Annotated in this window: 11 protein-coding genes; 9 read left to right on the top strand and 2 right to left on the bottom strand. The window is 32.6% G+C overall.

Translation table 11 applies throughout. The features are described 5' to 3' along the window. Nucleotides 1-460: 460 nt before the first annotated feature. The 4 genes from NSR03_RS05415 to sucB all read left to right on the top strand — a co-directional run bounded on the left by NSR03_RS05415 (nt 461) and on the right by sucB (nt 6,754). Nucleotides 461-1,123 (top strand): response regulator transcription factor, encoded by a 663-nt coding sequence (locus tag NSR03_RS05415; protein ID WP_002507613.1) that lies wholly within the window; start codon nt 461-463, stop codon nt 1,121-1,123. Beyond that, nucleotides 1,120-2,475, top strand: a complete 1,356-nt coding sequence (locus NSR03_RS05420; RefSeq protein WP_021339182.1) for a HAMP domain-containing sensor histidine kinase — start codon at nt 1,120-1,122, stop codon at nt 2,473-2,475. Before NSR03_RS05415 ends, NSR03_RS05420 begins: the two co-directional genes overlap by 4 nt. A 198-nt stretch (nt 2,476-2,673) precedes the next feature. Further along, on the top strand, nt 2,674-5,475 hold the full coding sequence (locus NSR03_RS05425; protein ID WP_021339181.1) for a 2-oxoglutarate dehydrogenase E1 component: 2,802 nt from the start codon (nt 2,674-2,676) through the stop codon (nt 5,473-5,475). A 13-nt stretch (nt 5,476-5,488) separates the two neighbouring features. After that, nucleotides 5,489-6,754 (top strand): dihydrolipoyllysine-residue succinyltransferase, encoded by a 1,266-nt coding sequence (gene sucB, locus NSR03_RS05430; RefSeq protein ID WP_002507616.1) that lies wholly within the window; start codon nt 5,489-5,491, stop codon nt 6,752-6,754. Nucleotides 6,755-7,293: 539 nt separating this feature from the next. Here the strand turns inward: sucB and NSR03_RS05435 are convergent. Both NSR03_RS05435 and NSR03_RS05440 read right to left on the bottom strand, forming a co-directional pair. Further along, nucleotides 7,294-7,842, bottom strand: a complete 549-nt coding sequence (locus NSR03_RS05435; protein ID WP_021339179.1) for a helix-turn-helix domain-containing protein — start codon at nt 7,840-7,842, stop codon at nt 7,294-7,296. A gap of 512 nt (nt 7,843-8,354) precedes the next feature. Further along, a complete protein-coding gene (locus NSR03_RS05440) occupies nt 8,355-9,230 on the bottom strand; it encodes an AraC family transcriptional regulator (RefSeq protein ID WP_065367437.1) in 876 nt (291 codons plus the stop codon). A gap of 120 nt (nt 9,231-9,350) precedes the next feature. On the opposite strand from NSR03_RS05440, the gene NSR03_RS05445 reads away from it, so the two are divergent. From NSR03_RS05445 to NSR03_RS05465, 5 genes are all read left to right on the top strand, one after another. After that, on the top strand, nt 9,351-10,217 hold the full coding sequence (locus NSR03_RS05445; protein WP_021339177.1) for a sugar phosphate isomerase/epimerase family protein: 867 nt from the start codon (nt 9,351-9,353) through the stop codon (nt 10,215-10,217). Nucleotides 10,218-10,340: 123 nt separating this feature from the next. Beyond that, the gene (locus NSR03_RS05450; protein WP_021339176.1) at nt 10,341-11,228 is read left to right on the top strand and encodes a sugar phosphate isomerase/epimerase family protein; all 888 of its coding nucleotides are present in this window, start codon (nt 10,341-10,343) and stop codon (nt 11,226-11,228) included. After that, nucleotides 11,228-12,370, top strand: coding sequence for a Gfo/Idh/MocA family protein (locus tag NSR03_RS05455; protein ID WP_069820841.1), 1,143 nt, complete (start codon nt 11,228-11,230; stop codon nt 12,368-12,370). Before NSR03_RS05450 ends, NSR03_RS05455 begins: the two co-directional genes overlap by 1 nt. 38 nt (nt 12,371-12,408) lie before the next feature. Beyond that, the gene (locus NSR03_RS05460; protein ID WP_064782930.1) at nt 12,409-13,416 is read left to right on the top strand and encodes a Gfo/Idh/MocA family protein; all 1,008 of its coding nucleotides are present in this window, start codon (nt 12,409-12,411) and stop codon (nt 13,414-13,416) included. Nucleotides 13,417-13,699: 283 nt separating this feature from the next. After that, nucleotides 13,700-14,263: a dihydrofolate reductase family protein gene (locus NSR03_RS05465; RefSeq protein WP_069820840.1), complete on the top strand. Its 564-nt coding sequence runs from the start codon at nt 13,700-13,702 to the stop codon at nt 14,261-14,263. Nucleotides 14,264-14,276 lie beyond the last annotated feature (13 nt).

Raw genomic sequence — 14,276 nt, forward strand, 5'->3', positions numbered from 1 at the left:
GCTTGCCTAAATTCTTAGCAACTCGATATATAACTTAACTTGTTGCTTTTGTGTCAAAATTTATTATAAAAACCGATTTTACAAAGTAAAACCGGTCTTTATATTCACGTTGTCTCGCAACGTTAGTCTTTTACGGGCATATAAAAGGGGATATTTCTGAAAATGATCAATCCAATAAGATCGAAATTCGTGTGGGGGGGAATGTCTTATGTTTGGAATTGATAATCATTTTCAATTACATTATACAACACTGAGAATTATTGTCAATTAGAATTGGGTATTTTTTATAATTTCTTATATATCAAAATTCAATATCCTTTAAAAGGTTAACATAGCGCTATATTATATGATTTATTAGTTTGAATATTTCTCGTATAAAAGCAACAAATATTATACAATTATTAGTAATAACTTCCTACATGATGTATTTTCATTTAAAATATAATTTGAGGTGCAACTTATGACAAAAATATTAATAGTAGAAGATGAACAAAATCTTGCTCGCTTTATAGAACTTGAACTTGAACACGAAGATTACACTGTAGATATAGAATACGATGGACGTCCTGGTCTAGAAAAAGCATTATCCAATAATTACGACCTTATACTCTTGGATTTGATGCTACCAAATATCAATGGCTTAGAAATTTGTCGTCAAATTCGTCAAAAACAAACAACACCAATTATTATTATTACTGCAAAAAGTGATACATATGATAAAGTCGCAGGTTTAGATTATGGCGCTGACGATTATATTGTTAAACCATTTGATATAGAAGAATTACTAGCTAGAATACGTGCTATGCTTCGTAGACAGCCACAAAAGAATGTCATCGATATCAAAGGTATCATTATAGATAAGGATGCTTTTAAGGTCACTGTAGAGGGGGAATCATTAGATTTGACGAAAACAGAATATGATTTATTATATTTACTTGCTGTTAATAAAAATCATGTTTTACAAAGAGAACAAATTATTACTGATGTCTGGGGATATGATACTGAAGTTGAAACGAACGTTGTAGATGTTTATATTCGTTATTTAAGAAACAAACTCAAACCCTATGGTAAAGATAAATACATCGAAACAGTTCGTGGTGTTGGCTATGTGGTTAGACAATGAAGCAAAGAAAATTAAAAACAAAATGGATGATGATAACAACAACAATAACGTTTTCAACGATATTTATTTTTAGTTTAATTATTATATTCTTCTTGAGTAATAGTTTACGCCACAATGAATTTACTGAGGCAGAACGTAGTTCGTCAGATATTGTAAATCTTTTTGAAACTAAACAAATTGAAGATATAACACCCTTAGATTTAAATGCTTCTTTAGGCAACTTTCAGAAAGTGATACTATACAATGACGACGGCAACAAATTAATGGAAACTTCAAATGATAATACGATAGGCTACACGCCCAATTTTGCGACTAAAGATGCAAATCAAGCGTCCATTAAAAATCACCATAATACAGAATACTTGACTATAACACAACGTATCGATTCTCAAAGTTTCAAAGGATATAGTGTCATTGTCCATTCATTAGAAGACTATAATACACTCGTAAACTCTTTATATTTTATTGCGCTTATTTTCGGCATCATTGCAACGTTTATCACTGCCATTGTTAGTTACTTTTTCTCATCACAAATTACAAAGCCATTAATATTGATGTCTAACAAAATGCAACAAATACGTAGAGATGGTTTCCAAGAAAAAGTAGAATTAAATACAAACTATGAAGAAACAGATAATTTAATCGTTACGTTTAACGAAATGATGTTCCAATTGGAAGAATCTTTTAATCAACAAAGACAATTCGTGGAAGACGCTTCTCACGAATTACGTACGCCATTGCAAATTATCCAAGGTCATTTAAATTTAATTCAACGTTGGGGAAAAAAAGATGCAGCAATACTCGAAGAATCTTTAGACATTTCCTTAGAAGAAATGATGAGGATTACAAAATTAGTAGAAGAACTTCTCTTACTCACAAAAGATAATAATAATAGTCGTGATGGAGAAATCGAAAATGTAGATATCAATCAGGAAATTACTTCTCGCATAAAATCATTAAAACAATTACATCAGGACTATAAATTTGAATTTGAAGCTTTTCCTAAACCACTTAATATTAAAATTAACCGTTATCAATTAGAGCAAATACTAATTATTTTCATTGATAACGCTATGAAATATGATCAACATAACAAACATATTCATATTCAAACCAATCTGAGAAATAAACAAATTTCTATTGAGATAACAGACCATGGTGTTGGTATTCCTAAAGAAGACATCGAATTTATCTTTGACCGTTTTTATAGAGTCGATAAATCACGATCTCGTAAATTAGGTGGAAATGGACTTGGTCTATCTATTGCTAAAAAAATAATTGAATTGAATCATGGCACCATTCAAGTTGAAAGTGAAATAGGTAAATATACAACTTTTAAAATCACTTTTTAACACGTATAATCTAGCATTTAAAAAGTTAAAATTTAGCAAAACCTACGTCACATTATTATATATATTACAAAAGTAACAGAATCTATTTCATTTAGGTTCTGTTTTTTCATATAAGTAGGCTATTGGTACTTTAATTTGCGCTTGTTTAATGCTATTATTGATTTGTAAGCGTTTCAACTATTTTGTGGAGGGTGTAATATGAGCAACGAAAGACAGGTTTCCGAGGCACCTGTAAATTTCGGGGCAAATCTTGGATATGTTTTAGATTTATATGACGTATATCTAAATGATCCGACTTCAGTCCCAGAAGATTTGCAAGTCCTATTTAGTACAATTAAAAACGGTGAAGCTAACATCGTAACAAATAAGGAAGGTCAAAGTAATGTGACTAAAGGTGATAGCACAATCAAACGTGTTATGCGCTTAATAGATAATATCCGCCAATATGGGCATTTATCAGCAGATATTTATCCCGTCAATAGACCTGTAAGAGAAAATGTTCCAAAGTTAAACTTTGAAGATTTTAATTTAGACAAAGAAACACTTGAATCTATTTCTGCAGGTATTGTATCAGAGCATTTCAAAGATATTTATGACAATGCTTATGAAGCTATTGTACGTATGGAAAAACGTTACAAAGGACCAATCGCCTTTGAGTACACGCATATCAACAATAATAGAGAACGTGTATGGTTAAAACGCAGAATTGAAACACCGTACAAAGCAACTTTAAATGACAATCAAAAAATCGAACTTTTTAAAAATTTAGCACATGTTGAAGGTTTTGAAAAATATCTACACAAAAACTTTGTAGGTGCAAAGCGCTTTTCAATTGAAGGTGTAGACACATTAGTCCCAATGTTACAGCAAACTTTAAAACTTGCGAGTGACGAGGGTATTCAAAACATTCAAATTGGTATGGCTCACCGTGGGAGATTAAACGTACTCACACATGTTTTAGAAAAGCCATATGAAATGATGATTTCTGAATTTATGCACACAGATCCAATGAAGTTTTTACCAGAAGACGGAAGCTTAAAATTAACTTCTGGATGGTCTGGCGATGTTAAATATCACCTTGGTGGCGTGAAAACAACGCGTTCATATGGTAGTGAACAACGTATTTCATTAGCTAATAACCCAAGTCATTTAGAAATCGTAGCGCCTGTTGTTTTAGGTAAAACACGTGCAACACAAGACAATACAGATAAACCTGGTGCAGTAACAACTGAATTCGAAAAATCAATGCCAATATTAATTCATGGTGATGCAGCTTATCCTGGTCAAGGTATCAATTTTGAAGCAATGAACTTAGGTAGTCTTGATGGTTATTCTACTGGCGGTACACTCCACGTTATTACAAATAACCGTATCGGCTTTACAACAGAACCTGAAGAAGGTCGTTCTACAACATATTCTTCAGATGTTGCAAAAGGATATGATGTGCCAATTATGCATGTTAATGCAGACAACGTTGAAGCAACAATTGAAGCAATTGAAATTGCTATGGCTTTCAGAAAAGAATTCCATAAAGATGTTGTTATTGATTTAGTTGGTTACCGTCGATATGGTCATAATGAAATGGATGAACCATCAATCACAAACCCACTACAATATCATGAAATACGTAAACATGACTCCGTTGAACTTTTATACGGAAGACAACTCGTTGATGAGAATATTATTACAGAAGATCAAATGAATAATATTATGGATGAAGTACAAAAATCATTACGAGCAGCTCATGACAAAATCGATAAAAATGATAAAATGGATAATCCAAATATGCAAAAACCAGACGATTTGGCAGAACCAATTCAAAGTCAAGATACAGAATTAAGTTTTGAACATCTAAAAGAAATTAATGATGCGATGCTTACGTATCCTTCAAATTTCAATGTATTGAAGAAACTTAATAAAGTATTGGAGAAACGTAGAGAGCCGTTTGAAAAAGAAGATGGATTAGTTGACTGGGCTCAAGCAGAACAATTAGCTTTTGCGACGATCACTCAAAACGGCAATCCAATACGCTTAACAGGTCAAGATAGTGAACGTGGTACTTTCAGTCATCGTCACGCAGTATTACATGACCCAGAGACTGGTGAGAAGTATACACCGTTACATCATGTACCTGATCAAAAAGCGACGTTTGAAGTACGAAATTCACCATTATCAGAAGCTGCAGTAGTTGGCTTTGAATATGGTTATAACGTTCAAAATAAATCATGTATGACAATTTGGGAAGCTCAATATGGTGATTTTTCAAATATGTCTCAAATGATTTTTGATAACTTCTTATTTAGTTCAAGAGCTAAATGGGGCGAACGTTCTGCTTTAACATTATTGTTACCTCATTCATTTGAAGGACAAGGACCAGAACATTCATCTGCACGTTTAGAAAGATTCTTGCAACTTGCAGGAGAAAATAATGCGACAATCGTTAATTTATCTAGTTCAAGTAATTATTTCCATTTATTACGTGCCCAAGCTGCTACATTAGGTACAGAATCTATGAGACCTTTAGTAGTAATGTCACCGAAAAGTTTATTACGTAATAAAACTGTAGCAGATCCTATTAGTAAATTTACTACGGGCAAATTTGAAGCGATTTTACCAGAAGAACATCAAAAAGACGCTGTAAGAAAAGTTATTTTAGCTTCAGGAAAAATGTTTATTGATTTAAAAGAGTATTTGGCTAAAAATCCAAATGATTCTATATTAGTTGTTGCAGTTGAAAGACTTTACCCATTCCCTGTAACAGAAATCGAAGCATTATTAAATGAATTGCCGAATTTAGAAAACGTAGCTTGGGTACAAGAAGAACCTAAGAACCAAGGTGCATGGTCATTTGTTTATCCATATCTAAAAGAATTAACTACAGATAAATACGATTTAAGTTATCATGGTCGTATACAACGTTCGGCACCAGCTGAAGGTGATGGTGAAATTCACAAACTCGTTCAAAATATGATACTCGAACAAAGTACAAAAATTAACTAGGGGGAAGTCAAGCATGCCAGAGGTAAAAGTTCCAGAATTAGCAGAATCCATAACAGAAGGTACCATTGCAGAATGGTTAAAACAAGTAGGCGATAACGTAGATAAAGGTGAAGCTATCGTTGAACTAGAAACAGATAAAGTAAACGTTGAAGTTGTTTCAGAAGAAGCAGGTGTTCTTCAAGAATTACTTGCAAACGAAGGCGATACAGTTGAAGTAGGCCAGTCTATCGCTGTCGTTGGAGAAGGTAGCGGAAACAACGCTTCAGAAGCACCAGCTAAACAAGATGATGCTAAAGACGATTCATCATCAGAAAAAGCTCAACCACAACAATCTGAAACACAAAATGATAAATCAGAAGAAAAAGATCAAGACAATGGGCAACGTGTTAATGCAACACCGTCAGCACGTAAATATGCTCGTGAAAAAGGTATCGACTTATCTGAAGTAGCAGCGCAATCAAATGATGTTGTAAGAAAAGAACATGTTGATCAAAGTCAAAATCAAGCAAGCTCAAAACAAGAAGCACCAGCCGCTAAAGAAGAAGCGAAAAAACCAGCACAACAAAATCCATCAAAACCAGTAGTGAGAGAAAAAATGTCTCGTCGTAAGAAAACAGCTGCTAAGAAATTATTAGAAGTTTCTAATAATACAGCTATGTTAACTACGTTTAACGAAATTGATATGACTAACGTAATGAATTTACGTAAACGTAAAAAAGAACAATTCATCAAAGACCATGATGGTACTAAACTCGGATTCATGTCATTCTTTACAAAAGCAGCTGTTGCAGCGCTGAAAAAATTCCCAGGTGTGAATGCTGAGATAGACGGCGACGATATGATTACTAAACAATTCTATGATATCGGTGTGGCAGTATCTACTGACGATGGTTTACTTGTTCCTTTCGTTAGAGATTGTGACAAGAAAAACTTTGCTGAAATCGAAGAAGAAATTGGTAATTTAGCTAAAAAAGCACGCGATAAAAAACTCGGCCTAGACGATATGGTAAATGGTTCATTCACAATTACTAATGGCGGTATCTTTGGTTCAATGATGTCTACACCAATCATCAATGGTAGCCAAGCTGCTATTCTAGGTATGCACTCAATTATTACACGTCCAATTGCTGTCGATGCAGATACAATTGAAAACCGTCCAATGATGTACATTGCATTAAGCTATGATCACAGAATCATTGATGGTAAAGAAGCAGTAGGATTCTTAAAAATGATTAAAGATTTAATTGAAAACCCAGAAGATTTACTATTAGAATCTTAATCCAAAACACAAAATAGTTTATTAATCCCAATACAACGGCGCTAAGCGTCGTTGTATTTTTTTAAATTTTAATTACTTTAAAATCCAAATAAGGGGCGTGAACATGAAATCAAAATTCGACTTCGTATTCACGCCCCAAGCTAATCAAAAAATAAAGGCGATGATTAATATTATCAAGCCACACGTTAAACAAATATAACCGGAAGCCTTTGAGCGTTGTCTTAGAAGAAAAATACTAAAACTAATTATGGCAACACTTAAAATCAACGATGTTATTAAGTTTAACCATGAATTTAATAAAAATAGATAGTATTAGAAAACCGAGTTATGTCTTTGACTATACTTAACAGATATATGGAATTATAAAAATATGCTCATTTAAAAGGACATATACAACAACAATAACTCAAAAGGTATATTTAATCACAAAATAAGACATCAACTCAAAATCGCACTTAAATTACAATGTGAGCGATTAGTATGCAGTTACTTATATTTTTATTACAACCTGAAAACAGTTAAATATTTCTGCAAAGAAATTAATAATGCACAATCATATTAAATCGAACTGATGAATTATTTTCATTTGAGTAAAAATGGAAGATATTAGCGTTAAATTTAATAGATTCATCTTTGTGAACCGTATAGTTGTCTCCATCCAATTTAAGCGTTAGTGTACCTTCATAAACCGTTATGTACTCTATAGATCCAGAACCATGTGGCGAATCTTTCATAAGGCCGTCAGTCTCTATAATAACCATATGACTCTCAAACTTTTTCTCAATATCAAACTTAAAAAATGGATATACTTTATATTTATTATCTTCTGAAGTTAATGGCTTCAACTCATTCGCAGATATCTTTCTAATATTTTCAATATTTTCTTGTGTAAGTTCAGAGAATGAAACTTTTAAACCGTTGGCAATTTTCCATAATGTTGTAATCGATGGAATAGATTCTTTACGTTCAATTTGTCCAAGCATCGTTTTACTTACTTCAGTCAAAGTGGATAAATATTCTAATGAATAACCATTTTGTTTTCTATACAACTTAAGGTTTTCAGCAATAATATCATTAATTTCTTTCATAGATTTTCCCGCCTTTATTTTTATAATCTAACGTAAGAAACTTTATTTTAAATCATAAAACGTTATAACGTCATTATACACGTTATAACGTTTTATTAAAGAGGGGAGGTAGTAAAGACATTGTATAAAAACTATAAACCTTATGATAGCAGTGTTAGTGTAACTATTTATTAATTTAAATATTCTGGGTTTTAAACACGTAAAACAGCAGATTTCATGTTTGAAATCTATAGTAGCTACGATATTTCTATTTAATCTTATGATCACAGTTCATTATTCTATTTCAATAACTAGCTTATTATATTTTACTTTTGACCATTCAAATAATGATTACTAACCGTTACACATTGCTAGAGTATAAACTTAATTTTTGTATCTTTAAAAGCATAGATGTATTTTTATCATGTTAAGTACTTTTTCATAATCGGTCTTTCCATTAAAAAAAGCCATCACTATAGACTCACTAGCTGAGACAATTTTAAAGTAATGGCATTTCTCTACTATATAAGCATTTAATTTTTGGCGTGTTTTTGATAATAATCACGTGGGCTGCATCCATAAGACGTTTTGAATTTTCGATAAAAGTTAGAATAATCGCTAAAACCACATAGGTTGGCAACTTGTTGTGGACTTTCTCCATTTTTCAACATACGTTGCGCATTTTGTAATCGTTTCTGTAATAAATAGCGATAAGGTGGGTAACCTACAAGGCGAGTAAAATGTTGAGTAATTTTATAGCGACTAACATAGAATTTCTTTTCCAAATCTTCTAATGAAATAGGATCTGCATAATGTAACTCCATGTAATCTAATACTTGTCTTACTAACTCCGATTCCGGATCATCTAGCACTGATACCTGTTCATTAGCAATAGACACTCTATTTAAAAGTATAAAAAATTGAGTGAGCAATGCTTCTTCTGCTAATTTCTTCCCGAATTTCTGACTATTTTGTTCATTAATTAAACCCTGAAGCAAATAATATAGTTCTCTTTTTTGCGATTCTGACAATTGTAGTAAATTTTTAAAATTTGGTGATTTTGTGTCAAAGCATCCACTTAAATCACATTTATCTGTAGACAAATATTCTAATAAATGTGCATCAAACCTTAATCCAATACGTTCGGCATGCCCATCCATTTGTTCATTTAATTGATGAAACTCATATGGCGTAATGAGCAATAAAGAACCTACGTCTAACTGATATTTTCTACCTTCAATGGTATATAGCATATTACCTGATAGTGAGAAAAATATTTCATAATGGTCGTGATAATGTAATTCATTGCCAAAGTGACCATCACTTATCCTGTGCCATGCTGCATACTCTCCATCAAAAGGTAACGAGATAGAATCAAATTTAAACTTAATATCCCCATTATCTTTCATTAAATTACCTCCCACTCAAAAAACAATCTTTTTCCCTTTATTTACAATGTTGTTAATTTTCACTCAATATATAATTAAATTATAACACTAAAGCAATATTAAATTGAAAGGATGATTTATATGACTGAACCACAAATTGGAGTTCAAATGATGATGCTTAAAGATAAGGTAGCTGAAGATGGAATATACAACGTTTTAAATAAAGTAAATGAGCTTGGCTACCATGCTGTTGAAGTATCTCAAATAGAAATGACAGAACAGAACATTACTGAAATGCAACGTGCAATTAAAGATTTTGGCATGAATATCGCAGCAATGTCTTGCGGGGTTGAAGATATTTCTGAAGAACAAAAATACCCAGGTGATACATTACAAAATGATTTTGATAAAATTGTAGCAGATTGTAAAGCTGTAGATTGTACAATTTTACGTATTGGCATGCTTCCTATGAATTATATGGGTTCTAAAGAAAGTACTCTTAAATTTGCCGAAATCTGTGAGGAATATGCTAAACGCTTAAAAGAACATGGCATCGATCTATACTATCATGCGCATAACATAGAATTCGTTCGTTATAATGGAGAGCTCATGTTAGATTTAATGCGTGATAATACTGAACATTTAGGCTTTGAGTTAGATATACATTGGATTTGGCGCGCTGGTATAGACCCAGCTAAATTCATACCAACATACGCAAACCGTATTCGTGCCATTCACTTAAAAGATTACCGCATTGGAGAAATTGACTGGAACCAATACCCTGGAGAAGGCGTTGAGAAGGTATATTATATGCTACATATGATTACACAATTTGCTGAACTTGGTGAAGGTACTTTACCTTTACGAGATATCATAGAAGCTGGCCTTGAAAGTGGCAGTGAATATTTCTTTGTTGAGCAAGATGAATTGTACGGTGCCGATCCCTATGATTGCTTAATCACAAGTCGTGACCACTTAATTGATTTAGGTTATAAAACATGGTTCTAATTTAAATTAATCGTCTATTTACACCTTGATAGGTGCTTTTTAAAGCAAAATTATGTAAGCGATTGCAATTAACTATTTTATAAAAGTTAATTTAAATTTATTAAAAATGGAGGTATTTTTATAATGAAAAATATCGCAATATCAGGATTTTCTGATGAAATATCATCAGAATTAGATACCCAGTTAAAAACTGTCAGTGAATTAGGTATGCGCTATATCTCACTGCGCGGTGTTGATGGTGAAAATATTAGCAAATACTCAGTTGAAAGCATACAAAAAGATGTCTTACCAAGGCTGGAAAAATGGAACATTGGTGTTTCATCCATTGGATCTCCAATTGGTAAAATTTATATTAATGATGATGCCGCTTTTGAAGCACAATTAGAAATATTAAAAACATTATGCCAAATATCAAATGCTTTAGATTGTAAATACATTAGAATATTTAGTTTTTATATACCAAAAGAAGATAATTTTGATGATTATGAAAAAGAAGTCATTGCTAAATTAAAGCAATTTGCCAAAATTGCTGAACAATATAATGTGATATTACTTCATGAAAATGAAAAAGATATCTTTGGGGATATTGCTCGACGTTGCAATGTTATTTTAAATGAAGTCGGTTCAGAACATTTTAAGGCAATCTTTGATTTCGCAAATTTTGTTCAATGTGACGAGGATCCACAAGCATGTTATGAATTATTGACTCCACATATTGAATATATTCATATTAAAGATGCTGTTTATGAAGATAGCGTCAATGTCTTATGTGGCACGGGTGATGGTCAAATTGAATCGATACTTAAACAAGCAATCGACCGCGGCTACGAAGGTTTTTTAACACTAGAACCTCATCTCGTTGTGTTTGATTCACTTAAAGATTTAGAACTTGAACATTCCACAGAGACAATCCAAAACACAGTAGCTAAAGATGGTGCTGAAGGATATAAAATGCAATATGAAGCTTTACTTAAAATACTATCTAATATTGAACAAGAGGAGAATGCATAATGGAAAAAGTTCGTTTAGGAATTATTGGTTTAGGTGCACAAGGTGGTACTTATGCAGGTTTTATTCATAGCGGAGAAGTAGATAAACTAGAAATCGGTGCAATATGTGATATTGATCCAGAGAAAAAAGCGTTAAGTGCTGAAAAGTATCCTGATGTACCATTCTACGACAACTATATTGATATGTTAGAAAGTGGTGATGTAGATGCAGTCGTTACGACAGTGCCTCATTACCTCCATACAGAAATAGGCAAAGAAGCATTGTCTAGAGATATTCATGCACTTTTAGAAAAACCTGCAGATATCTATGCTGAAAAAGTTAAAGAAATTAGTGATTTAGCAGCTTCTAAACCGGAATTAACATTTGGTATTTTCTTTAATCAAAGAACTAACCCTTTATATCAAAAAGTTAAAGCATTAATTGATGATGGTGAAATTGGTCAAATTCGTCGTACAAATTGGATTATCACTACATGGTGGCGTCCACAAGCATATTATGATCAAAGTTCTTGGAGAGCAACTTTGGATGGAGAAGGTGGTGGTGTTTTAGTAAACCAAGCGCCACACCAAATCGATCTACTCCAGTGGTTATGTGGCTTACCTGAAAAAGTATTTTCAAATGTCAAATATGGTTACCAAAGAGAATTAAACGTCGATGATGATGTAACAACTATATTAGATTATGGCAACGGAGCAACAGGTGTATTCATTACATGTACACATGACATTATCGGAACAGACCGTTTAGAAATCACTGGCGATAAAGGTAAAATATTAGTAGAAGATAGTAAAAAAATTACACTGACTCGCCTAAAAGATTCTGAAACAGATATGAATCGTAATATGTCGTGGGAAGATGCTGCCAAAATTTTCACTGGCAATGGTTTTGACGATATCTATGATCAAGAAACATTTGAATTTGAAAGTGTGTGGGGTCAACAACACATCAGCGTATTAGAAAACTTTGCAGCTAATATTATCGATGATACACCATTGATTGCCCCAGGCAGTGACGGTATTAATGGTGTTAACTTCGTAAATGCCATTTACCTTTCAAGTTGGTTAGGCAAAGAGGTATCACTACCAGTAGATCCAACAGAATTTAAAAATGCATTACAAGAAAAAATTCAATCAGAACAATAAATTAACTCATAAAAGCATAAATAAACGGAGATGGTCATATGCTTAAAATTGGAATTGTTGGACTAGGTGATATCGCTCAAGTACATATTCAAGCGATTGATGATAATCCAGAAGCTCAATTAGTAGCAGTTTGTGATGAAAATGAATTATTTAAAAATAAAGTGCCTCATGCTCATTTTTATAAAGATTTAAATGAAATGTTAGATTCAGAAGCGTTAGATTGTGTTCATATTTGTTTACCTCACTATTTACACTTATCAGCGACAACGACTTGTGTCGAAAAAGGCGTTCATGTGCTTCAAGAAAAACCACTCGCAATTAATGCCAAAGAAGGACTTGAATTAGTGAAATTAGAACGTAAATACCCAGAAATAAAAATTGGTATTTGCTTTCAGAATCGCTATAACGACACCTTTCAAACACTACAACAAATCGTCGAAAGTGGTAAACATGGCAACATCATCGGCGTAAAAGGTCTCGTAACTTGGTTTAGACCTGAAGCTTATTATACAGAGAAACCTTGGCGCGGTAAGATGGACACTGCTGGTGGTGGCGTGTTAATCAATCAAGCCATTCACACACTTGATTTAATGCAATTACTTTGCGGCAAAATCTCGTCTATTAAAGGCAATGTCTCACAACTATTAGATTACGATATTGAAGTAGAGGATACCGCAGCAGCACATATAGAATTTGAAAATAAAGCAAATGGCATGTTTTTCGCTACAAATGCCAGTATTGGAAATTCTAGTGTTGAGCTTCAAGTCATCTTTGAAAATGAAAAATTCACAATTAAGGATAATATTCTGACACGCGTAAATGAAGACGGTTATAAAATACAAGTTATAGAAGATGCTAAAGCACCTAAAACAAAATCTTATTATGGACCAAGTCATGGTAAACTGATTAATCAATTTTATGACTGCATACATTACGATACGCAAAATTATGTACATGCTGATGATGCACTCGCATCCATAGCTATGATAGATGCAATTCAAATGTCTTCTGAATCAAATCATACCGTAACATTTGCCAGTGATTAAATTTTCACTACCTTAAAGATCTATTCAGCGCAAGGGACATAAATACAACATGTTATTTTATAAATGTAAATAATATATTTCACTGTAGTGGTCTGTATTAATTCAGCAATGTGGGAGCAGGGTAAGAAACCAAAATTTGATTTCTTACCTTGCTCCTTTTTATTCGAACATTTTTGATTTTAAAAGTACATGTTTGCTTGGAATATAGAATGATTGTTTTTTTATTTAAGCTTCATTACAATTAATATATAATAATATATCTTAATGAATGAAGGTGCCTTTTATGATCAATAATAGCAAAATCATATTAGATCTTGCTGTAACTTTAGATGGATTTATAGAAGGGGCCAATGGTGAAATTGATTGGTGCATCATGGATCCAGAAATGAATTTCAATGCATTTTTAAACCAAATAGACGCTATTATTTATGGTAGAAAAAGCTATGACTTATGGGGAACGTTCCAACCGCACGCAGATGATAATATCAATGGAGACCAGTTGATATGGGACAATATTCATAGCAAAAGGAAATATGTATTTACACGTCAACATATTCCCGATCAAACAACAACTGAATTTATTAATAATCCTGACATTATCAAGTCAGTAGAACAAATCAAATTAGCCCATACAAAGGACATCTGGTTATATGGTGGGTCTAGTATTATCACCTCATTTATAGATAATAATTTAATTGATGAGTATCGTTTATCTATTCACCCTGTAGTGTTAGGTTCTGGAAAACCATTATTTGAAAATATGAGTCAGAGATTGAATTTATCATTGCTAAAAACACATACTTATCAAAGTGGTGTCGTACAGCTCATTTATGGCAAAGGTAAATAATAAACTTTTATAG

Origin of the sequence: Staphylococcus sp. FSL W8-1207, from assembly GCF_038003745.1 — a bacterium.
Taxonomy (GTDB): domain Bacteria; phylum Bacillota; class Bacilli; order Staphylococcales; family Staphylococcaceae; genus Staphylococcus; species Staphylococcus equorum.